Annotated in this window: 22 protein-coding genes and 4 tRNA genes; 13 read left to right on the top strand and 13 right to left on the bottom strand. The window is 70.8% G+C overall.

The features are described 5' to 3' along the window. Positions 1-170 precede the first annotated feature (170 nt). Together ABD747_RS18080 and ABD747_RS18075 are read left to right on the top strand one after the other, a co-directional pair. The gene (locus ABD747_RS18080) at positions 171-3,164 is read left to right on the top strand and encodes a hypothetical protein (RefSeq protein ID WP_344807153.1); all 2,994 of its coding nucleotides are present in this window, start codon (positions 171-173) and stop codon (positions 3,162-3,164) included. A gap of 50 nt (positions 3,165-3,214) precedes the next feature. Then, complete coding sequence (locus ABD747_RS18075; RefSeq protein ID WP_344807151.1) at positions 3,215-6,853, top strand: hypothetical protein; 3,639 nt, start codon at positions 3,215-3,217, stop codon at positions 6,851-6,853. Positions 6,854-6,883: 30 nt separating this feature from the next. On the opposite strand, the gene nusB is transcribed toward ABD747_RS18075, so the two are convergent. After that, positions 6,884-7,333 (bottom strand): transcription antitermination factor NusB, encoded by a 450-nt coding sequence (gene nusB, locus ABD747_RS18070; protein WP_344807147.1) that lies wholly within the window; start codon positions 7,331-7,333, stop codon positions 6,884-6,886. Position 7,334: 1 nt separating this feature from the next. Then, a complete protein-coding gene (gene efp, locus ABD747_RS18065; RefSeq protein WP_344807145.1) occupies positions 7,335-7,892 on the bottom strand; it encodes an elongation factor P in 558 nt (185 codons plus the stop codon). Positions 7,893-8,009: 117 nt separating this feature from the next. Here efp and ABD747_RS18060 point away from each other — a divergent pair, with 117 nt between their 5' ends. After that, a complete protein-coding gene (locus ABD747_RS18060) occupies positions 8,010-8,861 on the top strand; it encodes an alpha/beta fold hydrolase (protein ID WP_344807143.1) in 852 nt (283 codons plus the stop codon). Between the two features lie 123 nt (positions 8,862-8,984). Here the strand turns inward: ABD747_RS18060 and aroB are convergent, their stop codons facing one another. The 3 genes from aroB to aroC form a co-directional block, all read right to left on the bottom strand. Beyond that, a complete protein-coding gene (aroB, locus tag ABD747_RS18055; RefSeq protein WP_344807141.1) occupies positions 8,985-10,091 on the bottom strand; it encodes a 3-dehydroquinate synthase in 1,107 nt (368 codons plus the stop codon). 1 nt (position 10,092) lies between these two features. Continuing rightward, on the bottom strand, positions 10,093-10,596 hold the full coding sequence (locus ABD747_RS18050; RefSeq protein WP_344807139.1) for a shikimate kinase: 504 nt from the start codon (positions 10,594-10,596) through the stop codon (positions 10,093-10,095). A 312-nt stretch (positions 10,597-10,908) separates the two neighbouring features. Continuing rightward, a complete protein-coding gene (gene aroC, locus ABD747_RS18045) occupies positions 10,909-12,108 on the bottom strand; it encodes a chorismate synthase (protein ID WP_344807138.1) in 1,200 nt (399 codons plus the stop codon). Positions 12,109-12,470: 362 nt separating this feature from the next. Here aroC and ABD747_RS18040 point away from each other — a divergent pair, with 362 nt between their 5' ends. Further along, a complete protein-coding gene (locus ABD747_RS18040) occupies positions 12,471-14,063 on the top strand; it encodes a Na+/H+ antiporter (RefSeq protein ID WP_344807136.1) in 1,593 nt (530 codons plus the stop codon). A gap of 186 nt (positions 14,064-14,249) precedes the next feature. On the opposite strand, the gene ABD747_RS18035 is transcribed toward ABD747_RS18040, so the two are convergent. The 6 genes from ABD747_RS18035 to ABD747_RS18010 all read right to left on the bottom strand — a co-directional run bounded on the left by ABD747_RS18035 (position 14,250) and on the right by ABD747_RS18010 (position 20,372). Further along, positions 14,250-15,080: a shikimate dehydrogenase gene (locus ABD747_RS18035; RefSeq protein ID WP_344807134.1), complete on the bottom strand. Its 831-nt coding sequence runs from the start codon at positions 15,078-15,080 to the stop codon at positions 14,250-14,252. A gap of 10 nt (positions 15,081-15,090) precedes the next feature. Beyond that, positions 15,091-16,212 carry an endolytic transglycosylase MltG gene (mltG, locus tag ABD747_RS18030; RefSeq protein WP_344807132.1) on the bottom strand — a complete coding sequence of 374 codons (1,122 nt, stop codon included), beginning with the start codon at positions 16,210-16,212 and terminating at the stop codon, positions 15,091-15,093. Positions 16,213-16,275: 63 nt separating this feature from the next. Further along, positions 16,276-16,755, bottom strand: a complete 480-nt coding sequence (gene ruvX / locus ABD747_RS18025; RefSeq protein ID WP_344807130.1) for a Holliday junction resolvase RuvX — start codon at positions 16,753-16,755, stop codon at positions 16,276-16,278. A gap of 270 nt (positions 16,756-17,025) precedes the next feature. Then, a complete protein-coding gene (gene alaS / locus ABD747_RS18020; protein WP_344807128.1) occupies positions 17,026-19,695 on the bottom strand; it encodes an alanine--tRNA ligase in 2,670 nt (889 codons plus the stop codon). A 53-nt stretch (positions 19,696-19,748) separates the two neighbouring features. After that, positions 19,749-19,976, bottom strand: a complete 228-nt coding sequence (locus tag ABD747_RS18015; protein ID WP_344807126.1) for a DUF6167 family protein — start codon at positions 19,974-19,976, stop codon at positions 19,749-19,751. Positions 19,977-19,979: 3 nt separating this feature from the next. Beyond that, positions 19,980-20,372 (bottom strand): DUF948 domain-containing protein, encoded by a 393-nt coding sequence (locus ABD747_RS18010; protein ID WP_344807124.1) that lies wholly within the window; start codon positions 20,370-20,372, stop codon positions 19,980-19,982. Positions 20,373-20,615: 243 nt separating this feature from the next. Here ABD747_RS18010 and arsM point away from each other — a divergent pair, with 243 nt between their 5' ends. The 4 genes from arsM to ABD747_RS17990 all read left to right on the top strand — a co-directional run bounded on the left by arsM (position 20,616) and on the right by ABD747_RS17990 (position 23,519). Further along, the gene (gene arsM / locus ABD747_RS18005; protein WP_344807122.1) at positions 20,616-21,380 is read left to right on the top strand and encodes an arsenite methyltransferase; all 765 of its coding nucleotides are present in this window, start codon (positions 20,616-20,618) and stop codon (positions 21,378-21,380) included. A 154-nt stretch (positions 21,381-21,534) separates the two neighbouring features. Beyond that, positions 21,535-21,969: a VOC family protein gene (locus ABD747_RS18000; RefSeq protein ID WP_344807120.1), complete on the top strand. Its 435-nt coding sequence runs from the start codon at positions 21,535-21,537 to the stop codon at positions 21,967-21,969. A gap of 5 nt (positions 21,970-21,974) precedes the next feature. Beyond that, positions 21,975-22,616, top strand: a complete 642-nt coding sequence (locus tag ABD747_RS17995) for a winged helix-turn-helix transcriptional regulator (protein WP_344807118.1) — start codon at positions 21,975-21,977, stop codon at positions 22,614-22,616. A 30-nt stretch (positions 22,617-22,646) separates the two neighbouring features. Then, positions 22,647-23,519, top strand: coding sequence for a CPBP family intramembrane glutamic endopeptidase (locus ABD747_RS17990; protein ID WP_344807116.1), 873 nt, complete (start codon positions 22,647-22,649; stop codon positions 23,517-23,519). A gap of 24 nt (positions 23,520-23,543) precedes the next feature. Here ABD747_RS17990 and ABD747_RS17985 read toward each other — a convergent pair. After that, positions 23,544-23,615, bottom strand: a tRNA-Val gene (locus ABD747_RS17985). Between the two features lie 50 nt (positions 23,616-23,665). Further along, positions 23,666-24,574, bottom strand: a complete 909-nt coding sequence (locus ABD747_RS17980; RefSeq protein WP_344807114.1) for an aminotransferase class IV — start codon at positions 24,572-24,574, stop codon at positions 23,666-23,668. A gap of 133 nt (positions 24,575-24,707) precedes the next feature. Between ABD747_RS17980 and ABD747_RS17975 the strand changes: the two genes are divergently transcribed. The 5 genes from ABD747_RS17975 (at position 24,708) to ABD747_RS17955 (ending at position 26,771) form a co-directional block, all read left to right on the top strand. After that, positions 24,708-24,780 (top strand) — tRNA-Gly (locus ABD747_RS17975). 45 nt (positions 24,781-24,825) lie between these two features. Then, positions 24,826-24,896: transfer RNA gene (locus ABD747_RS17970), tRNA-Cys, on the top strand. Between the two features lies 1 nt (position 24,897). Further along, positions 24,898-24,972 (top strand) — tRNA-Val (locus ABD747_RS17965). A gap of 393 nt (positions 24,973-25,365) precedes the next feature. Continuing rightward, the gene (locus ABD747_RS17960; protein WP_344807112.1) at positions 25,366-25,881 is read left to right on the top strand and encodes a glycine cleavage system transcriptional repressor; all 516 of its coding nucleotides are present in this window, start codon (positions 25,366-25,368) and stop codon (positions 25,879-25,881) included. Positions 25,882-26,021: 140 nt separating this feature from the next. After that, entirely contained in the window at positions 26,022-26,771 is a 750-nt protein-coding gene (locus ABD747_RS17955; protein ID WP_344807110.1) for a matrixin family metalloprotease, read from the top strand. Positions 26,772-26,801 lie beyond the last annotated feature (30 nt).

The following is a 26,801-nucleotide window of genomic DNA, read 5'->3' as shown; positions in this document are numbered from 1 at the left end:
ATCGCTCTTAAGACCTCGGCAGGGGCGTTCCCTGATTCCGTCCCCCGAGTGCCCCATCGATGCCGATTCGAGCGGCTCCTCGAGGCACTGGGGGGACGAATTCAGGGATCCCCCGCCCGCACAACACGACGACAACAAATCCACAACGTCGCGCCGTCACCCTCGGGTGCATGACGATCCTCGACACACCCCGGGCAGCGGACGCGGCCGCTGCGACCCGGCCTACCGATCCCGTCCCGGTCAGCCGGGTCGACCGGCTGATCCGCGCCGACGACCAGCTCAGCCTGACGCTGGAGTTCCTCAATCTGGACGTCGACCAGGCGACCCAGACCCTTGTCACCCACGATCCGCGGATCGCGTTCACCGGCGTACGCCTGGTGTTCGGGTCCCAGCACACGGTCGAAGCGACTATCGGCACCGCCGACCCGACGCCGACCGAGGCGGTCGATCATCGGGTCGCCGCCGAGTCGCGGCTGGTGGTGCCGCTCGACCCGGGCACCCCGTACGCCCTGAAGGCCGTCCTCGACCTGGCCGGTCGCGCGCTGACCCTGGACGACCGCGCCATCCCGGGGCCAAAGCCGGGCGACCCTCGCGTCGAGCCCGGCCAGGACGTCACCGCACTCGAGCTGGTCGACTCGCTGGTGTTCTCGCCGGGGCCCGACGGCCGCTTCGTCGCCGGAATCGCACCGCTCACACACGACGACGTGACGGAGCTGTGGCGGGCCCGGCTGGACGAGACCGGCTCGCCGGCCACCGTCCGGGCGATCTGGTCCCGGCCGGGCGACGCCCCCCTCGCCCGGCCGCTCGGCCAGAGCCAGCGCGATCAGATCGTCGCGGCCACCACCGTCGACCCGGCTGACCCGATCGCAGTCAACCGGCTGTGGCTGACCCCGCAGGGCTCCTTCATCGACCTGGCCGGCTCGTGGGCCACCGGCGATCTCGCCGGCTATCTGCACCGGGCCACCGCCGGCCGCGACATCCACGTCGAGGTCACCGAACGCGGCTTTCTCGCCCCGTTCGGCATCCCCGCCACCATCACCACGGTGACCGAGCGGGAGTATCGCGACGACGCCGACGGCAACCCGGTCGCGATCCTCGTCCAGGACGACTACCTGTCGGTCTCCCCCGACGCACTGCCGACACTGGCGCCTCATATGCCGGACGGCGGCCGGGCCGTCCCGTTCACCGAGATCGTCGCCGCCGATCCGGGTCGCGGGCCGGTCGCCCTTGCTCCCCTGACCCTCGGCGACGGCAGCCAGATCGACCCCGCCAAGATCGGTGCCGTCATCCGCGACGGCGTTCAGGTCGAGATCGGCTACCTCGGCACCGATCGCACCGGGGCCACCGGCATCGCGCTCTCGCTGCCGGCGATCTTCGTCGCCGCCGACCAGGCGTTCACCGTCCAGGACCAGGTCAACGGCGTGACCACGCCGCTGCAGAACCTGAGCCGCTTCTACGCCGAGCGCCCGGCGGAGGCGGATCTCGGCGGCCAGTCCGTCGGCTGGGCGGATCCGCACCCGCTCGGCACGGCGAGCCCGGCCCGTGCCACCAACCTCATCCGTTTCGTACTGGACCGGCCCGACCTCGCCGGCTCGACCCCCGCAGCGGTCCGCGACGAGCTCGAAGCGGCTGGCCGGCCGGCCTGCTATCCGCGAGTGGCGTCGGCGGACGTCGTCGACGACGCCGTCGTCTCACTGGTCGGTGGCGAGCCGATCACGGTCTCCTACGCCACGGACTGGCTCCGCAGCGGCAACCGGGCCGGCAACCCCGGGCTGGCGTTCCTCACCCTGGCCCGCGAGACCGCACTCGACCGCCCGGGCGCAGGGCGTGGTCTGGTCAGCCCGTCGCTGCGGATCGACACCCTCAGCCAGACCCTCGGCTCCGGAATCGCGCTGCGCCGCTCCGGCCCGCCCGGAGCCGGGTCCGTTGCGGCGGCCGGTCCGAACGATCTGACCTGGGACCCGGCCGAGGCACTCGGCGACGCCGCCAAGCTGTTCGGGTCGATCGCGCTGCACGAGATCGTCGAGGCGGTCAACACCAGCCTTGACAAGCTGGGCGACGAGACCGGCCTGCCCACGATCAAGGCACTCCTGGAGGAAGACGGCATCGGCTATCTGCTCAGCTGGCAGCCGAAGCTCAAGACCTTCCGGGTCGCGGGCGACGCGGTGTTCGTCGTCGCCGAGGACCTCGCCTCGGTCGGCCTGCCGGCGTTCTTCGGCGCCAAGGCGACCTCGGAGGCGACCATCGAGCTCAGCCAGCTCGTCCCGTTCGACCGCGGGGCGGCCACCGACACCGACTTCGAGCTCACGCTCGACAACGTCACGGTGCAGCTGCCGCCCGGGTCGCCGGCGATCGCCATCGCCTTCCGCCGGGTGCGCTACCACGACCCGGGCGACGGAAACGCCTCGCTCGACCCCGATCTCGCCGACTGGCGCTTCATCGGCGTGCTGGAGTTCCTCGAACCGGTCCGGGAGTTCATCGTCGGGCTGCTCGACCTCGGCAACGTCGAGATCGACGACGACGGTGTGCGGGCCGACATCGAGATTCCGGTGCCGAAGCTGTCCTTCGGCGTGATCAACGTGGCCGATCTGAGGGTCGGGCTCGGGCTCGACCTGCCCAACGAGGGCAGCTCGACCATCTCCTTCAACCTGTCCGACCGCGACGACCCCTTCCGGATCACGATGATGGGGTTCGGCGGCAGCGGCTCGCTGGAGGTCCGGATGGTGGCCGACGACCTGGACTTTCTGTTCGGTTCGCTGGCGGTGACGTACGAGCTGGCCGCGTCGATCGTGGTGGCCTCGGTGTCGCTGTCGGCGTCGCTCGGCATCGATCTGCGCTACGACGATTCGGCGGTCACGCTCGGGGCGTACGTCGAGCTCGCCGGAAATGCCAGCGTGCTCGGCCTGGTCAACATCACCGGCAAGGTGCTGCTGGCACTGCGCTATCACCTGAACACCAAGCTGCTCCGCGGCACCGCCTCGATCAGTGCCGAGGTCGACTCCCTGTTCGGCAAGTCCGAGACCAGCTGGCGGCAGACGGTCGAGGTCTCGCTGGCCTCCGACGACGCGCGACGCGCCGCGCTGGGCGCAGCCGAGACCCAGCCGTCCTTCGGCGACCGCTACAGCACCGAGCAGTGGGACACCTACTGCGCCGCCTTCCACTGAACCGAAATCCCAGAACCGAACCCACCGCGTACTCGAAGGAACCCACCACCATGCCCGAGCGACAGCTGCTCCCCTTCGCCCTGCCCACCGGCCGCACCGGCAACGTCGGCCGGCTCACCGTCTATCTCTCGCCTCGGCTGAAGGAGACCGGCCGGCTGAGCGACTACCCCGAGTGGATCGACTGGCCCGCGACGCTGGCCGGACTGACCCCGCGGGTGCTGGTCAACGGTGCACCCGTCCGTCCACGCGTGGTCGGACCACGACCGTCGTCGGCCGTGTGGACCGCCGTCTTCGCCCCGGACGCCCGGGTGGACGCGCACCGCTTCGTCGACTTCTCCGCCACCCCGCTGCAGCCGATGGCCTCCAGCGACTTCTCGACCGCGGTGCTCGATCTGTACGTCCGCGCCGCCGCCGAGCATCCCGACGGCCCGCCGACCGGTCCGGCGCTGCTGGCGCTGGCCACCGCGGCGGGGCTGTTGGACGACACCGGTCCACAGCCGCAGCCCGGCACGCTGGCGGAGGCCGACGCGTACCGGGCGCCGATGGACGACGCGGACGAGAGCGACCCGGAACCGCCGGACTTCGACGTGCACTCCACGATCAGCCTGCTGGGCCACCACCCGGAGCTGCTGCGCCACCTGGGGCTCGCCCTGGACCTGGAGGTGCCGCTACCGGCCGCACCGGCCCAGGTCCAGGTCACCATGGGCTACGGCGGCGCGGGCGGCCAGGCAGTCGAGGTCGACCTGATCACCCTGACCACGGCAGGCTTCCTGGCCCGGCCCAACCCCGATCCTGCCCAGCACGAGCAGGCCGGCGGATTCCTCGACCTGACCGACGAGGACGCGTTTCTCTCCATCGTCGACCCGCAGCTGGCCGCGGTCCGGCTCGGCCAGGCGGTCGATCGAGCCGACGAGGTCTCCGACGGCACGCTGCCCGCCCTCGCCACCCGCGCGCTGACCCTGGTCCGACCCGACCTGACCGCGACGTACGCCAACCGCACGAAGCGGCAGGCCCAGCTGGAGCGGGACCTGCAGACCAACCTCGGCGGTGGCCCACCGGTCCGGCTGTTCGCCGAGGACGTCACGATCGGGCAGCGGATCGATGTCCTCGACCCGGCGGCGGCGCAGTGGCTGAGCCTGTTCGAGCGGCGCTCCGACGACGGCTACACGTTCCCGCGCAACGCGGCGCTCGACATCGTGCCGAAGCCGGACGAGGGCTGGAACACCACCATGCTGGTCACCGAGCAGAGCGACACGCGGCCGGCGCCGAACCCGGACCGGGACGACCCGATCGCACCGACCGCGCTGTTCCGGCTGGACGACGCCGTCTATCGCTGGAACGGCTGGAGCGGCGCCGCGCCCCGCCCCGGTCAGGTGCTCGACTCGGTCACGGGCGCCGTTGCCGAGATCGAACCGAATCTCCCGGCCGACGGCGACCAGACCGGCCAGGTCGCGATCGACTACCGGGTCGAGCCCGGCAGCCTGCCGAGCCTGCGGTTCGGACGGAGCTACCAGCTGCGGGCACGGTGCGTCGACCTGGCCGGCAACTCCCTCGATCCGGCGACACCGGACGGCATCCCGACCGAGCCGGAGCCATTCGGCCGGCTGGAGCCGATCACCGCGCCGGACGTGGTCCGCCGGCTTCCCCGCCCGCAGCCGGGAGTCGGCGACACGCCGGTCGAGATCGTGCTGCGGAGTGACATCGACACCCCCGAAGCCGACATCGCGCCGGACGAGCGGCTGTTCTTCCCGGGCCGGGTCGGGCAGGACCTGTGCGAGCTGCACGGCCTGCCCGAAGGCGGCGCGGACCCGGCCAGCTACGCCGACCTCGCGACCAGGGACGCGCTGGACCTGACCGACCAGACCGAGACCGACGCGCGGACCGGTGAGCTGCTCAGCCCCGCCGGCACGCCGGCGCGGCAGCAGATCGGCTACCTCTGCGACCCGGCGGCGGACGGCCTCCGATTCGACTTCCCCTCACTCGGCGATCCGACCGTCGCGACGCTGAAGGGCGACTGGCCGAAGCGGCAGTCGGTGCGGCTCGTGGTGGCGCCCGGTGCGGACGGCCCGGTCGCCGATCCGGACCCGGACACCGACCTCACCGTGTTCGTGCCGCAGGCCGGCATCGTCACCGGCTCGGTGAGCTACAGCATCGATCCGGCGTTCCTCGACCACTTCGCCCTCTGGCAGCGGCTCGGCGCCGCCGACCAGGCGACCCTGGCCGAGCAGGTGATGAGCGGCGGGCACTGGATGTTCACCCCGTCGCGGCCGCTCACCCTGATCCATGCGGTCCGCCGTCCGCTGCTGGCGCCGACCGTGACGGAACTGATCGGGACCCGCGAGCCGGGCTCGGCCGGACTCAGCCTGGACGGGACGCTGGTGACCAGCTGCCTGAGCACGGAACGCGTCCGGGTGTCCGGCACCTGGACCGACACGATCGACGACCCGGACGACGACGCGCCCGCGCCGCGGCGCACCGCCCTGACCTTCGGCAGCGTCGACGTGGTCCGGGCCGATACCGACGAGCTGGCCGTGGCCGGGCTGAGCAAGCAGCTGCCCGACACCAAGCGGCACGAGGCGACGATCGGGCTGGAGGCGTACTCCAGCTTCGCGGCGTACTTCACCGAGGAGAAGATCGTGGCCCTGGCCGACCGGCCGGTGCTGCTGGACGCCCGCGGGGTGGTCGCCAGCTCGGTCGAGGTGCGGCTGCCGGACGGGCGGCGGGCCGACGTGGGCGCGGACGTACGCGTCCAGGAGAACAAGGGTCTGCTGGTGCGGGTGCCGAGCGGCGCCGTCCCGAGCGGCGCCCGGGTGCGGGTGCGCTATGTTGCCCGGCCGATCAGCCGGAGCAGCGACGAGGCCGCGGCGCCGTTCACCATGATCATCCGGAATACGGTCGCCCCGCCGGTGCCCGTGGTGTCCGAGGTCATCCCGGCCTCGGCCCGCGGCGCCGACGGAACGCGCTCCGGCCAGCTGCTGCGGGTCTATCTCGCCCGGCCGTGGCTGGTGTCCGGCGACGGCGAGGCGCTGGCGGTCGACCTGGCCGCGACCAGCGTCGGCCGCGATCCGATCCTCACCGACGCCGATGTGCTGCCTACGCTCACCGCCGCCCACTTCCCGCGGGCGAGCGCGGCCATCGATGCCGACGGCCGCGCGCTGGCCGTCCACCCGGTGGCGTTCGACCCGGACAGCAAGCGGTGGTACGCCGATGTCGAGCTCGCCGACGGGTTCGGCTACCGGCCGTTCCTGCAGCTGGCGGTGGCCCGCTATCAGCCGGACTCGCTGGCCGGAGCGGCCCGGTCGGCGACGGTCACACTGGAGGCGGTCCGCCTCGGGCTGGTCCGGACCATCGCCGTCACCCCTGGTCAGAGCACGGTCGACGTATCGGTCGGTGGCCTCGACGGGTTCGGCAACCGGCTCCAGGCGAGCGTGCAGCAGGCGGATCCGACCATTGCCGACGCCGACCTGCGCTGGCAGCCGATCGGGGACCCAGTCGAGCTGACGTCGGTCGTTTCGGGTGAGACGACGACCTGGTCGGGCTCGCTGCCGCTGCCGAAGGGGAGCGACTCGCTCCGGGTCGTGATCGAGGAGTCCGAGCCCGGTCTCGGCCACGAGAACGACGCGAACGGCGACCCGACCCAAGTCTGGACCACCGTGTTCGTGGAGGCCGTCGAACTGCCCGACGCGTGAGCCTCACGCGCGCCCGACGCGTGTGCCCGCTCAGCCCGCCGCGGCCGGCCTCTCGGCCGCGGGTCGCCGCGCTGAGAGCGTGCCCAGCACACCGTTGACGAAGGCCGGCGACTCGTCGGTGGACAGATCGGTGACCAGGGCGACGGCCTCGGAGATCGCGACGGCATCGGGCAGCCCGAGCTGGTCGGTCTCGAAGATAGCGATCCGGAGCGTGTTGCGGTCCACCCGCGGCATCCGCGGCAGGGTCCAGCCGGCCGCCAGCGCCCCGCTGATCCTGGCGTCGATCTCGGCCTGGTGCGCGACCACACCCTCGACCAGGATCTTGGTGTAGTCGCGTACCGGCGGGTCGGCGTCGGCGCTGCGCTCGGCCAGCGTGGCGAGCGGGTCGGTGCCCCGCAGCTCCGCCTCGAACAGCACGTCCAGGGCCCGCTTGCGGGCCTTGGACCGCGAGCTCGAGTGCGTCGGTTGGTGCGCGGTCAACTCAGATCCGGCCGAGGTAGTCGCCGCTGCGGGTGTCGACCTTGACCTTCTCGCCGGTGGTGAGGAACAGCGGGACCTGGATCTGCAGACCGGTCTCCACGGTCGCCGGCTTGGTGCCGCCGGTGCTGCGGTCTCCCTGCAGGCCCGGCTCGGTGTAGGTGATCTCCAGCTCGACGCTGGCCGGCAGGTCGATGTAGAGCGGGTTGCCCTCGTGCAGCGCGACGGTGGCCATCTGGCCTTCGAGCAGGTAGTTCTTCGCGTCGCCAACGGTGGCGTCGGCGATCGAGAGCTGCTCGTACGTCCCGGTGTCCATGAAGACGAAGCCCTCGCCGTCGTGGTAGAGGTACTGCATCTCGCGCCGGTCGACGCTGGCGGTGTCCACCTTGGTGTCGGAGTTGAAGGTGCGGTCGACGACCTTGCCGGACAGCACGTGCTTCAGCTTGGTCCGGACGACCGTGTTGCCCTTGCCCGGCTTGTGGTGCTGGAACCACACCACCGACCACAACTGGCCGTCCAGGTCGAGCACCATGCCGTTCTTCAGATCGTTCGTCGAGACCACGCGTTCATCACCTTTCACACATCGCCCAGGAAGCGGGCAGCGTCCCAGTCTAGTGCGTCCCGGCGCCGGCACTCGACCACGGCGGCTGGCCGCCCGGCCCGAACGTAGGCTGCCGCCATGCGACCACGCGCGGACGTACCCCGACCGGTGGAGCGGACGTCGGAGGTCGCCGGTCCCGGCGGACCGATTCCGGTGGTGGAGCAGGGTCCGGAGTCGGGGCCGGCCGGCGCGGCGGCGACGGTTCTGATCGTGCACGGCGGGACGGGCGACCTGACCGCGTGGGCGGCCGTCGCGGACCGGCTGGGGAGCCGGTTCCGGGTGCTGCGCTACACCAGGCCGACCTATCGCTGGCGGCCGGCGCCGCGCGGAACGGCGGCCGTCCGGGCCGAGGTAGCCGACGCGGCCGCCGTGGCTCGCTCGGTCGGCGAACCCGTGTTGCTGGTCGGGCACTCCTCCGGTGCCGTCGTTGCGCTCGAGACCGCGTTGGCGGAGCCGGACCTGTTCACCGGGCTGGCTCTCTACGAGCCGCCGCTGGACGTGACCCATACCCCGGCCGCGGCGGAGGCGCTGGTCCGGGCCCGGGCCGCGGTCGACGCCGGCCACCCGATGGCCGCGATGCGGATCCACCTGCTCGACTTCGTGGCGATGCCGCGGCGGGTCGTCTGGCCGATCACCCTGCTGCCGCCGGTGCGGAACTACTTCGCCTCGTACGCCGACGGCCAGATCGCCGACAACGAGATGCTCGACGCGCTGCCGGCCGGCTTCGACCGGTTCGGCGGGCTCGATCTCCGGGTGCTGCTGATCACCGGTGACAAGAGCCCGACCCACCTGCGGCACCGCAGCGACCGGCTGGCCGCTGCGCTCTCCGGACCGGTGGAGCGGGTCGAGCTGGCCGGTCAGGGCCACGGGGCGAACCGCGGCGCCCCGGACGCGCTGGCCGCCGCGATCGCGTCCTTCGCGTCCCGATAGCTGGCTGCCTCGCCGTGCCTGGCCCTCCGGCCGCGCGATCTCGGATCCCCTCTGTCGCGTCGGATCCGCTACACCGGATCCGAATGGTGCCAAGGGATCCGAGATCGTACGGGCGTTGCCCGGTCAGCCGGCCGGGTCCGCCGCGATCGTCGCGTACGCGGACCGCAGCAGCTCCTCCTCCGGGCCCGCCAACACGGATGCCTCGGCCAGCCGGTCCAGCACGACGAACCGCAGGGTCGAGCCGCGGGTCTTCTTGTCCACCGACATGCCGGCCAGCAGATCGTCGAACGCACCCGCGTCGTACGTCGTCGGCAGCCCGAGCCCGCGCAGAATCGTGCCGTGCCGCTCGGCCGTCTCGGCGTCGAGCCGGCCGGCCTGCCGGGACAGCTCGGCAACGAACGCCATCCCGACGCTAATCGCCTCGCCGTGCCGCCAGCGGTAGCGCTCCCGCCGCTCGATCGCGTGCCCGAGCGTGTGCCCGTAGTTCAGCAGTTCCCGGCCGGTCACCCGACCGACCGAGGTCGACTCGCGCAGATCGCGGGACACCACCTCGGCCTTGACCCGGATCGACCGCTCGATCAGCTCCCGCAGCACCGCCGAGGACGGTTCACGGGCCGCGTCGGGGTCGGCCTCGATCAGCTCCAGGATGCGTGGGTCGGCGATGAAGCCGCACTTGACCACCTCGGCCAGCCCGCCGGTCAGCTCGCTCGGCGCCAGCCCGGCCAGCAGGTCGAGGTCGACCAGCACACCGCGCGGCTCCCAGAACGACCCGACCAGGTTCTTGCCCTCCGCGATATTGATGCCCGTCTTGCCGCCGACCGCGGCATCCACCATCGCGAGCACCGAGGTCGGCACGGTGACCAGCCCGACGCCGCGCAGCCAGGTCGCGGCGACGAAACCAGCCAGGTCGGTGGTGGCTCCGCCGCCGAGGCCGACCACCACGTCGCTGCGGGTGAAGCCGGCGGTCGCGAGCACCGACCAGCAGGTGGCGGCGACCTCGGCGGTCTTGGCCGCCTCCGCGTCCGGTACGTCGACCCGGACGACCTCGAACCCGGCACGGTCGAGCAGGGCGCCGGCGTGGGCTGCAGCCGCGATCAGCGTCGGCGGGTGGATGACCGCGACCCGCTGGGCGCCCTCGACCAGGCCGGGCAGCCGGGCCAGCACGCCGTGACCGACCACGACGTCGTACGGCCGCTCCGCCCGGACCGCGATCACGGTGGACTCGCTCACGCTAGTCCTCGCCGAGCCGCTCGACGACGAGGTCGACGACGACCTCGGGCGGTACGTCGTCGGTGGCGATCTGGTGCTGGGCAACCTCTGCGTACAACGGCTTGCGCTGCGCGAGCAGCGTGATCAGCCGGCCGCGGACGTTGCCCAGCAACAGCGGGCGGGCTGTGTTGAGGCCGACCCGCGACGCCGCCTCGGCCGCCTCGACCTGGAGCCAGACGACATAGTGCCCACGTAGCGCCGACCGGGTGGCGGCCGACAGCACCGCGCCGCCGCCGAGAGCCAGCACGCCGGGGCTGTCCAGCAGCTCGATCGTGGTGGCCTCCTCGAACGCCCGGAAGACGGCCTCGCCGTCGTCGGCGAAGATCTCGGCCACGCTGCGGCCCACCCGCTCCTCGATCACCGAGTCGACGTCGGTGAACGGCACGTCCAGCCGCTGCGCCAGCAGCGGGCCGATCGTGGACTTGCCGGATCCCGGTGCCCCGACCAGCACGACATCGACAGTCACGCCATTTCCTGTTCGCTCGCGCCCGGCGCCGGGAATCCGATCATCCGCGGCCACCGCCCGGAAGGCCCACTCACCTCACACACAGCATCCATCACCTCGACCTCGCCTTCCGTTCCGCGACCACGGAAGACCGGAGCGCCTACCCGACGCTCGCTCACGGTGTTTCCTGTTCGCTCGCGCCCGCCGCCGGAAATCCGATCATCCGCGGCCACCGCCCGGAAGGCCCACTCACCTCACACACAGCATCCATCACCTCGACCTTGCCTTCCGTTCCGCGACCACGGAAGACCGGAGCGCCTACCCGACGCTCGCTCACGAGCCGGCCACCTGGAGTCCGCGGGCGGCGATGTCGGCCAGGTAGGAGGCGTAGTTGCGTCGCGTCTCGCCGACCGAGTCGCCGCCGAACTTCTCCAGTGCCGCGTCGGCGAGGACCAGAGCGACCATCGCCTCCGCGACCACGCCGGCGGCCGGCACCGCGCAGACGTCGGAGCGCTGGTGATGCGCGACCGCGGCCTCGCCGGTGCTCGTGTCGATCGTGCGCAGCGCCCTCGGCACCGTAGCGATCGGCTTCATCGCGGCCCGGACCCGGAGCACCTCACCAGTGCTCATCCCGCCCTCGGTGCCACCGGACCGGCCGGAGACCCGGGCGATCCCGTCCTCACCGGGCACGATCTCGTCGTGCGCCAGGCTGCCGCGGGTGCGTGCCAGCTCGAACCCGTCGCCGACCTCGACGCCCTTGATCGCCTGGATCCCCATCAGCGCCCCGGCCAGCTTCGCATCCAGCCGGCGGTCCCCCATCACGTGCGAGCCGAGGCCCGGCGGAACATTCCAGGCCACCACCTCGACCACCCCGCCGAGGGTGTCGCCGGCCTTCTGACAGTCCTCTACCTCGCTCAGCATCGCGCTCGCGGTGGCCGGGTCGAAGCAGCGCAGCGGATCGTCGTCGATGGCCGCCAGGTCGGCGTACGTCGGCAGCAGGCCCGCCGGCGTCCGGATCGGACCGAGCTCGATCACGTGGCTGAGGATCTCCACCCCGAACGCCTGACGCAGGAACGCCGCGGCCACCGAGCCGATCGCGACCCGGGCCGCGGTCTCCCGCGCGCTGGCCCGCTCCAGGATCGGGCGGGCCTCGTCGAAGTCGTACTTCTGCATTCCGACCAGGTCGGCGTGACCGGGCCGCGGCCGGGTCAGCGGAGCGTTCCGCGCCTGGTTGGCGAGCACGTCGGCGGGCACCGGGTCGGCCGACATGACCGTCTCCCACTTCGGCCACTCGGTGTTGCCGACCTGGATCGCGATCGGGCCGCCCTGGGTCTCGCCGTGCCGGACGCCGCCGAGGATCGTCACCTGGTCGGCCTCGAACTTCATCCGGGCGCCCCGGCCGAAGCCGAGCCGGCGCCGGGCGAGCGCGGCGGCGACGTCGTCGGTCGTCACCCGGACATGCGCCGGGAGCCCTTCAAGAGTCGCAACCAGCGCCGGGCCGTGGGACTCACCAGCGGTCAACCATCTCAGCACTCGCCCAAGACTATTGCGTCCGCGTACGTCGCCCGGCCGGTCTCGCTCGGCGCGGCCGGCCGGACCCGGACGCGCAGATTCCCGCCACGGCCGGAGTTTCGCCCCTCCGAGCGGCCGGGCGGCCCAGATAATCCCGCCGCGGCCGGAGTTTGGGCCGTCGGCGACCCGCCGGGCCGACCCGAGCCCCAAAAACCAGCCACGGCTGGAAATCGGCCCTCACCAGGCCGACTTGAGCCCCAAAACCCGGCCACGGCCGGAGTTTCGACCTGCCAGCCGGCCGGCAGACGAGCCAGCGGCCCGGGCCGGGAGCCCGACAGGGCGGCGCGGTACGCCTGCCCGAGCAGCGGGCAAGATGACTGCTCGTGGAGGCATTGTTACTCGTCGTGCTGCTGGGCACCGTGGTGCTGATCGGGACGGCCGTGGGCGGGCGCTACAGCGTGGCTCCTCCCGTGCTGCTGATCGTCGGCGGAGCCCTGCTGGCGCTGATCCCCGAGCTCTCGCACGTCACCTTGCCGTCCGAAGCGGTCCTCCTGCTGTTCCTGCCGCCGATCCTCTACTACGAGAGCCTGAACACCAGCCTGCGCGAGATCCGGGCGAATCTGCGGGTCATCCTGATGAGCGCCATCGTGCTGGTGATCGCCACCATGGTCGCGATCGGGTACGCCCTCTCCGCCATCGGCGTCCCGCCGGCGGCGGCCTGGATCCTCGGTGCCGTGCTGGCACCGACCGACGCCGCGGCCGTCGCCGGCCTCGCCAAGCGAATGCCCCGACGTACGCTCACCACGCTGCACGCCGAGAGCCTGGTGAACGACGGCACCGCATTGGTGCTGTTCGGTCTGGCGCTCGCGGCGCTCGGCGGCGAGGGAGTGCCGGGACCGCCGGAACTGGCCGGCCGATTCCTGTGGTCGTTCGCCGGCGGCATCCTTGCCGGGGCACTCGTCGGCGCCGTCGTCGTCGGGATCCGGCGCCGGGTCGACAACACGATGATCGAGGGCGGGCTGTCGGTGCTCACCCCGTTCGTCGGATTCCTGCTCGCCGAGGTGGTCCACGCCAGCGGCGTGGTGGCGGTCGTGGTGTCCGGGCTGATCCTCGCCTACTACGGGCCGCGGGTGATCCGTGCCCGGTCGAGGTTCTGGACGTTCGCGTTCTGGGACCTGTCCACCTTCATGATCAACGGCAGCCTGTTCGTGCTGGTCGGCATGCAGGTGCCGCAGGCGATCCACAACATCGACGGCACCACCTTCGGGCGTGCGCTGGGGGTCGCGTTGCTGGCGAGCGCGGTGACGATCATCGTGCGGCTGGCCTGGGTGCACGTGACGGCCGGGGTGATCCGCCTGGTCGATCGGCGTGACGTCCAGCGAACGCGACGGGTAAGCTGGAAGGTCCGCACCGCCACCGGCTGGGCGGGCTTCCGTGGTGCGGTGTCGCTCGCTGCCGCGCTTGCCGTGCCGGCGACGCTGGCCGACGGGACCCCGTACGCCGAGCGCAACCTGATCGTCTTCACCACCGTCACGGTGATCTTGGTGACCATCCTCGTCCAGGGCCTGACCTTGCCGTACGTGCTGCGCTGGGCGGGTCTGACCAGCGGCGACGAGAGCCGTGAGCGGGAGACCCGGACGGCGCGGATGAAGGCGACTCAGGTGGCGCTGGACGAGCTGCCGGGCATCGCCGGCTCGCTGGCGGCGCCGGAGGAGATGGTGGACCGGCTGCGGGCCGAATACGAGGAGCACTTGGAGCAGCTCCGCGCCGAGGGTGCCGACGGGGAGCAGGACCGGCAAGCGGTCGCGTACGAGCAGCAGGAGCACGAGCTACGGCTGGCGGTCCTGCAGCGCAAGCGACAGGCGATCACCGAGCTGCGGGACGCCAACCGGATCGACGACTACGTGTTGCGCGACCTTCAGGCGGGCCTGGACATCGAGGAGATCCGGCTGCTCGGCCCCGCCTCCCTGGAGTGAACGGCCACCCTGGAATGAACGACCTCCCTGGACCAGCCGGGCAACCCCCCACCGATCTCGGATCCCCGGTAAGCCGCCGGATCCCTTGCACCGGATCCGAGACGCCACAAGGGATCCGAAGATTCCGTCCCGGCAGAACTCGAATCCCCTGATCGCCGTCGGATCCTCCACACGGGATCCGGGGACTCACAGCGGGTCCGAGGAACTCCTGGCCGGGAGCGCGGCGGTCATGACCTGCGGGTCCAGCCGCCGGCCGGTGAACAGCTCGAACTGCAGGACCGCCTGGTGGACCAGCAGGTCCAGGCCGCTGAGCACCAGCCGGCCGCGCGCCTGCGCCGCGCTTGCTAGGGCGGTCGGCCACGGGTCATAGATCACGTCGAACACCACGGAGGCGCTGGCCGCGGCTCGTTCGGCGAGGGCGTCGGCCGCGCCGGCGACCGCCGTCGACACCAGCAGGTCCACCGTCGGCAGCGAGTCCGACCAGTGCTGGACGACCAGGTCAACGCCGAGCGCGCCGGCCAGCGGGCGCAGCGGTTCCGCGCGCTCTACCGTGCGCAGCACCAGCGTGACCGTCCGCGCGCCCAGCCGGGCCAGCGAAACCAGCGCCGCCCGGGCGGTACCGCCACCGCCGAGGATCGTGGCCGAGTCGAGCATCGCGCAGCCGGTCGCCCGGACCGCGTTCACCATCCCGCCGACGTCGGTGTTGGTGACCTGGTGCGCGCCGGCCTCGTGGTCGAAGACCAGGGTGTTCGCGGCCCCGACCAGGCGGGCCAGGTCGTCGGGGCGGCCCACCTGGAGAGCGACCAGCTTCAGCGGCATGGTCAGGCTGAGCCCGCGCCAGGTCCGGTCGGAACAGGCGGCGACGAACGACGCGAGCCCGTCCTCGCCGACCTCGTACCGGTCGTACGTCCAGTCGTCCAGCCCGAGCGCCGCGTACCCCGCGCGGTGCAGTTCCGGCGACAACGAGTGCTCGATCGGCGAGCCGAGCACCGCGCACCGGTGGGGTCCGGTGATCACCGCCCCTGGCTCAGCTGTCGCACTTGCCGGGGTGCGCTGTGCACCAGCTCACCCACTCCTGGCGGATCTGCTCGAACTGCGCCTCGGTCTCGGCGAACTTCGTCTCGCCGGTGTCGAAGTTCACCGTGACGAAATACAGCCACTTGCCGTCGGCCGGGTTCGCGGCCGCCTCCAGCGCAGCCTTGCCGGGTGCGGAGATCGGGCCGGGCGGCAGGCCCTTGTGGGCGTAGGTGTTGTACTTGGACGGATTCGCCCGGTCGGCCGGCGTCGTGGTGTTGGTCTTCAGGTTGCCCGCATAGATGACGGTCGAGTCCAGGCCGAGTTTCATCCCCTTGTCGAGCCGGTTGTAGAGGACCCGCGCGACCTTCGGACCGTCGTCGGGGTTGCGTACCTCACGCTCGATGATGCTGGCGACGATCAGCACCTGGTACGGGCTGCGCTTGAGCTTCTTCGCCTGCGCCTCCAGGTCGACGTCGTCGGCGACCGACTTGTATTGCCGGACCATCTGCTGCAGCGTCGAGGTCGCGGTCGCCTCCGCGGTCAACTCGTACGTCTCCGGGAAGAGCACGCCCTCCGGGTTGTTCTTCACATAGCTCGGCAGGCCGAGATCCTTCGGCTTCTTCAGCGCCGCCTGGAACTGCGCCTTGGGGATCTTCGTCTGCGAGACCAGCGCGTCGACCTGCTGGGACAGCCGCAGGCCCTCCTTGATGGTGAACTGCACCCGGACCCGCGACTCTCCGGGGTTGATCAGCAGCGCCAACGCGTCCTTGGCCGCCATCTGGGTCTTCATGATGTACCGGCCGGCCTGCACGCTGGTGGCCCGCTCCTCGGAGCCGACCGCGGCGTCCCAGGCCTTGGTCGACTTGATCACGTCGGCATCGACGAGGATGCCGCCGATCTGGTCGAGCGAGGCACCGTCGGGAACCGTGACCGTCACCGCGGCTTTGCCGGCACCCGTGTAGTCCGGCACCTCGCCGAAGCTGGTCAGGAAGTCGTGCGCGCGATCGAAGACGAAGTAGCCGCCGAACACCAGCACTCCGAGCGCGACGACTACGGCCAGGCAGCCCTTCCCCTTGTGGACGAACTCCTTGCCGGGGCTCGGCTTGACCTCGGGGTCGAGGATCTGGGTCACGCGGTGGGCTCCTCGGGCGGATCGGTTCGCTGGACGGGCCGAAAAGAGCCCCGCAGGAGGGCATCAGTCGGATGGCACTGTGGCCGATACTAGCTCGCCGGGCGGAAATCCCCGGTGTCGTTCAGCCTCCAGGGCGTGTTCGAGGATGCCCACCGCGGCCGCCGCATCGATCCGCGAGCGCTGCTTGCGGCTGTTCTTGCCGGCCTCCCGTAGCCGCCGGGAGGCGTCCACGGTGGTCAGCCGCTCGTCCACCAACCGTACGTCCGGGGCGGGATCGAGCCCTGACACCCGATCGGCCAGGGCCTGGGTCCGGACCCGGATCCGCGCCGCCGCCGGACCCTCCTGACCGGACAGGCTGCGCGGCAGCCCGACCACGACCTCGACCGGCGCGTATTCCTCGACGACGGCCAGGATCCGCTCCAGCTCGCCGTCGCCGGCCTGGATCGTCGCCACCGGGAAGGACAGCATCGCCGCGTGGTCGCAGGCTGCCACGCCGATCCGGGCGTCACCCAAATCGAGCGCAAGCCGGACGCCCTCACGCACGCTGCAGCCCGATCCGTGCCCCGAGCCTGTCGACGGGTACAACGCGCGTACACCCCGCCTGCGCTTCGACAGGCTCAGCGCGCATACCTGCCCCGAGCCTGCCGACGGCCACAGCGCGCATCCGGCCCGCCTGCGCTTCGACAGGCTCAGCGCGCATACGTGCCCTGAGCCTGTCGACGGGCACAGAGCGCATACCTGCCCCAAGCCTGCCGACAGGCTCAGCGCGGGTACGTGCCCTGAGCCTGTCGAAGGGCGCATGGCGCTGGTCGATCACTGCGACTGCAGCACGTGGCCGATCGCGTGCTCGACCGCGGTCAGCGCGGCGGCCGCCTGGGTGCCGTCGCTGCCGCCGCCCTGGGCGATGTCGTCCTTGCCGCCGCCGCGACCGCCGAGCGCCTCGGAGCCGGCCCGGACCAGGTCACCCGCCTTCAGCCGCCGGTCCCGGGCGCCGGCCGTGGTGACCACGACGATGCTGGGCTTGTCCGACGTCCCGCCGACGACGGCGACCACAGCCGGCTTCGCCGCGACCTTGTCCCGGACCGCGAGCGCGAGCGTCCGCAGGTCGTTCCCGCCGACGCCGTCCGCGCGGTGGGACAGGTAGTCAACCCCCCACATCTCGTGGCCGCGGGACACGATCGGATCCACCAGGGTCATCAGGTTCGCCGACTTGAGCGAGGCGATCTCGCGCTCCGCCTCCTTGAGCTGGGCGACCATCTTCGCGACCCGGTCGGCCAGCTGGTCCGGCTGCACCCTGAGCGTCTCGGCGAGCCCGTGCACCAGGGAGCGTTCCTTGGCCAGCTGGGTGAACGCGTCGTGCCCGACGAACGCCTCGATCCGCCGGATCCCGGACCCGACGCTCGCCTCCGCGTTGAGCGCCAGCAGCCCGACCTGCGAGGTCTGCGCCACGTGCGTGCCGGCGCACAGCTCGCGCGACCAGCCCTCGCCCATGTCGACCACCCGGACGATGTCGCCGTACACCTCGCCGAACAGCGCCATCGCGCCCAGCGCCTTCGCCTCGGCCAGCGGCATCAGGCTCGCGGACACCCCGAAGTCGGCGCGGATCGCCTGGTTCGACAGGCTCTCGATCTGCGCCCGCTGGTCGTCGGACACGCCGTGGCCCCAGGAGAAGTCGAGCCGCATGTAGCCCGGCCGGTTGAACGACCCCGCCTGCAGCGCGGTCGGCCCGAGGATCTGGTGCAGCGCCTCGTGGATGACGTGGGTCGCCGAGTGCGCCTGGCAGGCGCCGAGCCGCCAGTCACGATCGACCTCGGCATCCAGCGCCAGTCCGGTCCGCAGCTCGCCCGATGTGACCTTCGCCTTGTGCACGATCAGACCCTTGACCGGCCGCTGGACGTCGTACACGTCCAGGTCGACATCGCCGGAGAAGATCCGGCCGTGGTCGCCGGACTGACCGCCCGACTCCGGATAGAACGGCGTCTCGTCCAGGATCAGCTCGACCTCCTGGCCGGGCTGCGCGCTGTGCACCAGTTCACCGTCGACCACGATCCCGCGGACCGTGCCGCCGGCACCGAGGGTGTCGAAGCCGAGGAACGGCGTCTCCCCCAGCGCCCGCAGCTCGGTATAGACCTCGGTATTGACCCCGCTGCCCTTCTTCGCCTTCGCGTCCGCCTTGGCCCGCGAGCGCTGCTCCTGCATCAGCGTCCGGAAGCCCGCCTCGTCGACGGCGAGGCCCTGCTCGGCCGCCATCTCCAGGGTCAGGTCGATCGGGAAGCCGTACGTGTCGTGCAGTTGGAAGGCCTTCGCCCCCGATAGCGTCTGCGAGCCGCCGCCGCGGACCTGGCCGACCGCGAGGTCGAACATCTGGGTGCCCGCGGTCAGGGTGTGCAGGAACGCCTCCTCCTCGGAGTAGGCGATGTCGCTGATCCGGGCGAAGCCGGGCTCGAGCTCCGGGTAGGACGCCTTCATCGCGTCCCGGCTGACCGGGAACAGCTCGGCGAAGGTCGGCTCCTGGACGCCGAGCAGCCGCATCGAGCGGACCACCCGGCGGAGCAGCCGGCGCAGGACGTACCCGCGGGCCTCGTTGCCGGGGCTGACCCCGTCGCTGATCAGCATCAGCCCGGACCTGACGTGGTCGGCGACCACCCGCAGGCGTACGTCGTCGTCGTGGTTCGCGCCGTAGGTCTTGCCGGACAGCTCCGCGGCCTTCGCGATCACCGGGAAGACCTCGTCGATCTCGTACAGGTTGTCCACGCCCTGCAGCAGGTAGGCCGTCCGCTCCAGGCCCATCCCGGTGTCGATGTTCTTGCGGGGCAGGTCGCGGAGCACGTCGAAGTCGTCCTTGGCGCGGACGGTCGACAGCTCCTCCTGCATGAAGACCAGGTTCCAGATCTCCAGGAAGCGGTCCTCGTCGACGACCGGACCGCCGTCCGGGCCGTACGCACTGCCCCGGTCGACGTAGATCTCGCTGCACGGACCACCCGGACCGGGGATGCCCATGTGCCAGTAGTTGTCCAGCAGCCCGCGGCGCTGGATCCGCTCCTCGCCCAGGCCGGCGATGCTGCGCCACAGCGCGGCCGCCTCGTCGTCGGACTCCAGCACGGTGACCCAGACCTTGTCCGGGTCGAACCCCAGGAAGCCCGCCTCCTGGGTTCCGGTGACCAGCTGCCAGGCGAAGCTGATCGCCTCGGCCTTGAAGTAGTCACCGAAGGAGAAGTTGCCGTTCATCTGGAAGAACGTGCCGTGCCGGGTGGTCTTGCCGACCTCCTCGATGTCGAGGGTCCGGACACACTTCTGCACGCTGGTGGCGCGGTCGAACGGGGCCTGCTCGACGCCGGTGAAATACGGCTTGAACGGGACCATGCCGGCGTTGACGAACAGCAGGGTCGGGTCGTTGTAGAGCAGCGGCGCGCTCGGCACGACTTCGTGCCCACGAGTGGAGAAGAAGTCGAGGAATCGGCGCCGGATCTCGGCGGTTTTCATCTCGGATTGTCCTTGCGTCTGGATGCGAACGATGGGTACGCGAGACCTGACGATCAGGCCTCGGGAAGGCCGAGCGTGTCCCTGAGTTCGGTTTCACGCTCGGCCATGGCGGCTCGCAACCGGATGACGAAGTCCTGGACCGATTCGCTGACCCCCTGCGCCGACTCCGACGCACGCTGGGCGATCGCCTGCGGAGTCGCCCGCTGCCAGAGCTGACGGCCTTTGACCACGACGAAGACCGTCACGCCGGCGCCGACGGCGAACCAGAACACCTTGCGCACGACTCAGCCCTTCTTCCGGCGCGGCGTGCTGTCGTCGCTGCGGATCGCCTTGCGGACGCCGTAGGTGAACGCGGCGGTCTTGACCAGCGGACCGCCGAGCGTCGCCGAGAACAGGGTGGTCAGCTGGGCCGCGTTCTGGCTGACCACGGTCGCGTTCCGGGTGACGGTCGAGGCGTCCTCGGTGACCAGGCTGAGCTTCTCCAACTCGGTGTTGGTGGCCCGAACTGTGCCCTGGAGCTCGGTCAGGATCGGCACCGACTCGTGCCCGATGTCGCGGACCGCGAGCCGCACCTCCTCGAGCACGCGCCCGAGCTTGAGCAGCGGCACGGCGGCCAGTGCCACCAGCGCGACGAAGGCGATGGCGGCAATCAGGCCGGCGATCTCCCCTGCGGTCATCGGACTCCTCGTTTGCACATCTCTGGGTTGCACGTGTTCGGTGGGCTGTGCGTCGCCTGCGCGACACCTCGTCAGACCCTACCGCGCAGGACCGACATGCCTCGTGCGAGTTCTTACCCCGGGCCGACGCTCTCGATCAGCGCGTGATCAGCCCGGCGCGATCAGGCAGGCGCGATGCATTGACAGTTATCGATGCACTGCGGCAACATCGTATCGACACACATCGATGCAAGGGGGACCGTCGTGACGGACTCGGATGACCTGCTGGAGCGAGTACGTCGACGCTACGCCGAGGCGGCGAGCACCGTCGCAGGCGGCGGCGCGGGTGCCGCCTGTTGCGATCGGGCACCGGCACCGCTGGAGTCGGATCCGTCGTTCGGCTCGGCGCTCTATGCCGCCGACGATCGCGACGGGCTCCCGGTGGCCGCCGTCGCCGCGAGTCTGGGCTGCGGCAACCCGACCGCGGTTGCCGATCTGCGGCCGGGAGAGCGCGTGCTCGATCTCGGTTCCGGTGGTGGCATCGACGTCTTGCTCTCGGCGAAACGGGTCGGCGAGTCCGGGTTCGCCTACGGCGTCGACATGACCGCCGAGATGCTGGGTCTGGCCAGGGCCAACGCCGCGCGGGCCGGCGCGCACAATGTCGAGTTCCTGCAGGGCACGATCGAAGACATCCCACTGCCCGGCGCGACGGTCGACGTGGTGATCTCGAACTGCGTGATCAATCTCAGCGTGGACAAGCCGAAGGTTCTGCGCGAGATGTTCCGCGTGCTGGTGCCCGGCGGGCGGATCGGGATCAGCGACGTGGTGGCCGAGGACCGGCTGAGCGACGAGCAGCGTGCCGAGCGAGGTTCGTACGTCGGCTGCATCGCCGGCGCACTCTCCCGCCAGGAATACCTCGACGGACTCGCAGCCGCCGGCTTCGTCGCTGCGGACGTCCGGTTCACACATCCCGTGGCGGACGGGATGCACAGTGCGATCATCCGCGCCACCAAGCCGGCGTCCTCATGATCGGCAAGCCGCCCGCGTCGCCGCTTGCTTGCGCTTTCGCAGCCGGCTGAGCTTCGTGGCACGGGGCACTTGTTTTTTGCAAGTGCCTCGTGCCACGATGAGGATCATCAGCGGGTGCTCGCTGCCCACCTCCGTCGGACGCAAGGAGACCACCATGACGGCCATGTTCGTGAACCTGCCGGTGACCGATCTCGAGCGCGCGAAGGCGTTCTATACGGCGCTCGGATTCACGCTCAACCCGAACTTCACCGATCACAACGCCGCGTGCCTGATCGTGGAGGAGGACCACAGTTACTTCATGATCTTGGTGCGCGACTTCTTCCAGACGTTCACCGACCTGCCCCTCGGGGACCCGGCCGTCTCGCCGTCGGTGTCGACCGCGATCTTCCTCGGCAGTCGGCAGGAGGTCGACGACACGGTGGCGGCCGGCCTCGCCGCCGGCGGCACCGAGCCGCGTCCCGCGGCCGACTACGGCTTCATGTACCAGCGCCAGCTCAACGACCCGGACGGCAACATTCTCGAGTTCGGCTGGATGGACCCGGTCGCGGCCGCGCAGGGCCCCGAGGCCTTCGCCGCCCAGCAGGCCTGAGGTCGGTGGCCGCCCGCGAATACGGGCAGTACTGCGGTGTCACCCAGGCCCTCGAGCTCGTCGGCGAGCGCTGGGCCCTGCTGATCGTCCGCGACCTGCTCGTCGGACCGCGCCGGTACGGCGAGCTCGCCGCGGGGCTTCCGCGTATCCCGAGCAACATCTTGGCGGCGCGGCTCAAGGAGCTGCAGGCGGCCGGCGTGATCCGCCGGGCGCCCCGCTCGCGCATTGTGATCTACGAGCTGACGCCGTACGGCCGCGAGCTCGAGCCCGTCGTCCTCGCGCTCGGCGCCTGGGGATTCAAGGCGATGGGCGATCCGCGCGAGGAGCAGATCATCACCCCGGACTCGATGACCATCACCCTGCGTACGGCCTTCCGGTCGCAGGTGGCGGCGGCCCTGCCGGCGACGGCGTACGCGGCCCACGTGGGCCCCACCGACCTGCTCGTCCGGGTGGACGGCCCGGCCCTGAGCGTCACTCGCGGGGATGGACCGGCCGACCTCGCCTTCGCCACCGGTCAGGACATCCACCGGCTGATCTCGGGCGATCTCGCGCCGGAGCGAGCGATCGCGACCGGCGTGGTCGAGGTGCTGCGCGGTCCCGCCGACCTGCTGGACCGGTTCGCGAGCACGTTCCACCTGGCCGCCTGAGCGGAACCCGACTGGTTACGCTTTCGCTGCATGACTCTTGGCGCCGCGGATCGACCGGCGAGTTGGCGTGCCTTCTGGAACCGGGGAGCGTGGTGGAAGGCCGTCGCGATGGCGGTGGTGTATCTCGGCGCCTACCTCGGCGCGAGCTGGCTCATCGGGCGGCTGTTCGAGTCGCAGTTCACCCCCGGCGGACTGCTCGGGTCCGCGACCAACGTCCTGCTGGGCCTCGCGCTGCCACTCGTCGTCGGCGCGGTGCTGCTGATCGCCTTGGTCTCCTCGCTCGGCTGGTGGGCCGAGCTGTTCGGCCCGCAGCCCGTCCGCGGATCCGGCTGGATGTGGATCGCGCCCGCGATCCCACTGGCGGCGATCGTGCTGCGACTCATCGGCATCGACTACGCCTCGTACGCGTCCGGCGTCGTGATCGTGACGCTCGCCGCGGGGCTCCTGGTCGGCTTCGTCGAGGAGCTGTTGACCCGTGGTCTCGCCGTGAAGATGCTGCGCGACTCGGGGATGCGCGAATGGGGCGTCGCGGTCACGTCGTCGGCGATCTTCGCGCTGCTGCACTCGGGCAACCTGCTGTCGGGGATGACACCCTTCACGGTGGCGCTCACCCTGGTCTACACGTTTGCCTTCGGCATCTTGATGTACCTCACCCTGCGAGTGACCGGGCGGCTCGTCTGGCCGATCATCGTCCACGGCCTCACCGATCCCACTCTCATCCTTGCGACCGGCGGGATCGACGTCACCGGCGGCACGCCGAACCTCCTCCTCGCGCTCGCCGCGCCCGTCAACATCGTCACCATCGGGTTCGCCGCGATCGCGTTGATCTTCATCCGCGGCCGAGTGGCAGCTACCGGCCCTTCGAGCTCGGGCGGTGTCGACACGCAGATCGTGACCGACTGAGGCGGTCGGCGATGCGATCGAGGGTGGGCGATACTGGGTTCGAACCAGTGACCTCTTCGGTGTGAACGAAGCGCGCTACCACTGCGCCAATCGCCCCCTGCCCCGCAGGGCGACGACCACCATATCCCATCCGGGACGGCGATCCGTCACGGATCGATCAGGTCCGAACTGTGTCGCGCGAACTCGGCGGCCAGCTGGGTGGTGATCCGGCCCGGCGCGCCGTACTCGAGCTCGTCCCAGCGCCGCACCGCCTGGACGTCGCGCATGGACGAGGTGAGGAACACCTCGTCGGCCTGGGCGGCCTCCGTCGGCGTGAGGTCGGCCTCCTCGATGGCGCACCACTCCAGCAGCAGCTCGCGCGTGATCCCGGCCAGCGGACCGGCACTCAGCGGCGGCGTGACGACCCGATCGCCGTACACGCAGAAGACGTTCGTGCCGCTCCCCTCGCACACGTTGCCGGCGGTGTTGAGGAAGATCGCCTCCGATGCCCCGTGGTGATGCGCGTACGCGAGCCCGCGCACATTCTCTGCGTACGAGGTCGACTTCACCCCGGTCAGCGCGCCGTGCTCGTTGCGCCGCCACGGCGCGGTGGCGATCGTCGTGATCGCTGGCGAGACCTCCCGCGGCTCGGCGGCGACGATCAAGGTCTGCGGGCCGTACGCCGCCTGCGAGCCGAGCGGCCCGTGCCCGCCGGTGTAGGTGATCCGGATCTTGCCCTCCGCCCACTCGCGACCGGCGAGCACCGCCTCGATCGCGCTCCGCACGGTCTGGTGATCGGGGTCCGGCAGGCCGAGCGCGCGGGCCGAGCGGGTCATCCGGTCGAGATGCCGCTGCACCGCGAACGGCCCTGCCGCGGTCACCTTGAGCGCCTCGAAGACCCCGTCGCCGACGACCAGCCCATGATCGAGCGCACTGACCCGCGCCTCGTCGGGGGTGTCGACGACCCGTCCGTCGATCCAGATCCGCAACCGACTCCCGCCCGAGTGCGCGGAACCGTCGGTGTCGGCACTCTCCAAGCCGGCGGAGCCCGTGCGGTTCTGAGTCGTGGCAGTCATTCGGCCAGCGTATGTCGGGCGCATCGAAACCGCCGTCACGGCGCGAAACGCCGTTTCTGGAACGGTTTGGACTCCCGCCACCGGCTCGGCTATGGTTACTCGTCGCGGCCGGGAGGCAGGATGCCCGGGGCGCGCGGACGTGGCTCAGTTGGTAGAGCATCACCTTGCCAAGGTGAGGGTCGCGGGTTCGAATCCCGTCGTCCGCTCGGAGAGGGTCTCACCCACTTCTCTGGGAGGGTCCAAACCTCCTGGGTGGAGTGGCCGAGAGGCGAGGCAACGGACTGCAAATCCGTGTACACGGGTTCAAATCCCGTCTCCACCTCGGGCGATTGGCGCAGCGGTAGCGCGCTTCCCTGACACGGAAGAGGTCACTGGTTCAAACCCAGTATCGCCCACCAGCAACACCCCTGGTCACAGGGCTTTCCAGCGATCACGCCCCACTTTTTGTGCCGACCGAGCCCGAGCGTCGTCGGGCGCACCGCTGGACGACTAGGCCGGATCCGTCCGCCAGCGCGCGGCACAGCACATTCGTCCGACGTCGAGGATTTCGAACTCGCCGCACGACGAGGACCGGGCCTTTACGCTGTACACCAGGTGCCTGCGAGCTGCGATCTTCCGGAGGCATTCGGACCGCGACCACATCCCCCCGTGGACGGTCCCAGGTGGCAGCGCCGGCCGCGGCCGGCTGTCCTGTTGGGGGGCGCCGGTCGCGGTTCCAACGCCTCGGCACGGTTACCGGCTCCTCCGGCGATCGTTCGAGCGTACGTTTCCGCGCCCGCTACGATCGCCGGGTGGCAACCCTCGTGCTCACCGTGGTCGGTGACGACCGGGTCGGACTGATCAAGGCGCTCGCCGACATCGTCTCCGCCCATGGCGGCAACTGGGAGCGCAGCCACCTCGCCGAATTGGACGGCACTTTTGCGGGCGTCGTCGTCGTCACCGTGCCCGACCAGCGCACGGCCGCCCTGCAGGCGGCGCTCGCCCCGCTCGAGGGGCTGCTGGAAGTCTCGGTCCGCCCGACCGCGGCGCCGGCGCCCGGGACCGCTCGGCGCGTCCGGCTCGACCTGATCGGCAACGACCGGCCCGGCATCGTGGCGGCGGTGTCCGACGTGCTGGTCCGCCACCGGCTGAGTGTCGCCGACCTGCAGACCTCCACCCGGGAGGCGCCGATGGCCGGCGGAATGCTGTTCGAGGCCACCGCAGTCGTCACCGTCACCGACGAGGACTCGCTCGACGCCGTGCGCGCCGATCTGGAGGTCCTCGCCAGTGAGATCCTGGTCGATCTCTCCCTTACGGCGGTCGACTGACCTCCGATCGACGTCCGCGCGGTGGGGTCATGACGATTGTCATTGACTCGAGCATGGGGCTTGACCCCGCAACGCATTTGCGTTTCTCTGAGAATTAATTGCTGCGCAGCCTCCTGATCATCTCTCTCCAGGAGGTCCCTGTGACCCGAAAGCTGTTCGCCAGCGCGCTCACCGCGCTGGCGCTGATCGTCTTGTTCGCGTCGCCCAGTTCGGCGGCGCCGAGCCGGCACGACATCGTCGGAGTGAAGACCCTCGGCGGCGGCGTCCGCGAGTACACCGTGCTCAACCCCACCGGGAGCGCCACGCCGACCCAGCTGCGAACCTGGCTGAATCAGCGCGGCTACCGCACCGACCAGGTCACCGCAGCCGTCGGCTGCAGTCCGCACGTCGGCACGGCCAACGCGCTCTGCGGTGCCAAGTGGAGCTACGGCCCGTTCAACGACCCGCAGGTCTACTTCCTCGACCACTCCGGCGACACCTGGCCGGTCACCGACGCCCGTATCGACTGGTACCAAGCGCCCGGGATCGACGCCTACTACCGCTGGTACACCGCCGGTTGCCCGGGCGGCGGCCGGCACTGCGTGAACGTCTACAGCGCGTCGTACGGCCAGACCGGCTGGTATGCCCAGACCACCTGGCAGACCTCGGGCGGCTACTTCGTCGACGGCAGCATGCAGATCCAGCTGAACAACAGCACGACGCCGAACACGTACGCGGCCCGCCGTTCCGTCGCCTGCCACGAGATGGGCCACGCCCTCGGCCTCGACCACAACACCGGGACGACCAGCTGCATCAAGACGTACCTGTTCCAGGCTCCCGCGTTCCCGCAGCACCCGACGTCCAACGACTTCTCCGTGCTGAACGCCCTCTACCCCAAGGCCGGCACCTGATCGATCGCCGGCACCGTTCAAGGACTCAGT

It is taken from the genome of Microlunatus ginsengisoli (genome assembly GCF_039537205.1).
Lineage (GTDB): Bacteria > Actinomycetota > Actinomycetes > Propionibacteriales > Propionibacteriaceae > Microlunatus > Microlunatus ginsengisoli.
This window is presented reverse-complemented; position numbering and strand designations above follow the sequence as displayed.

Bases quoted from the DNA above. Each gene is read 5' to 3' on its own strand.
- ABD747_RS18080 (WP_344807153.1), top strand. From the start codon at position 171: ATGACGATCCTCGACACACCCCGGGCAGCGGACGCGGCCGCTGCGACC.
- ABD747_RS18075 (WP_344807151.1), top strand. From the start codon at position 3,215: ATGCCCGAGCGACAGCTGCTCCCCTTCGCCCTGCCCACCGGCCGCACC.
- ABD747_RS18060 (WP_344807143.1), top strand. From the start codon at position 8,010: ATGCGACCACGCGCGGACGTACCCCGACCGGTGGAGCGGACGTCGGAG.
- alaS (WP_344807128.1), bottom strand. From the start codon at position 19,695: ATGAAAACCGCCGAGATCCGGCGCCGATTCCTCGACTTCTTCTCCACT.
- ABD747_RS18010 (WP_344807124.1), bottom strand. From the start codon at position 20,372: ATGACCGCAGGGGAGATCGCCGGCCTGATTGCCGCCATCGCCTTCGTC.
- ABD747_RS18000 (WP_344807120.1), top strand. From the start codon at position 21,535: ATGACGGCCATGTTCGTGAACCTGCCGGTGACCGATCTCGAGCGCGCG.
- ABD747_RS17990 (WP_344807116.1), top strand. From the start codon at position 22,647: ATGACTCTTGGCGCCGCGGATCGACCGGCGAGTTGGCGTGCCTTCTGG.
- ABD747_RS17980 (WP_344807114.1), bottom strand. From the start codon at position 24,574: ATGACTGCCACGACTCAGAACCGCACGGGCTCCGCCGGCTTGGAGAGT.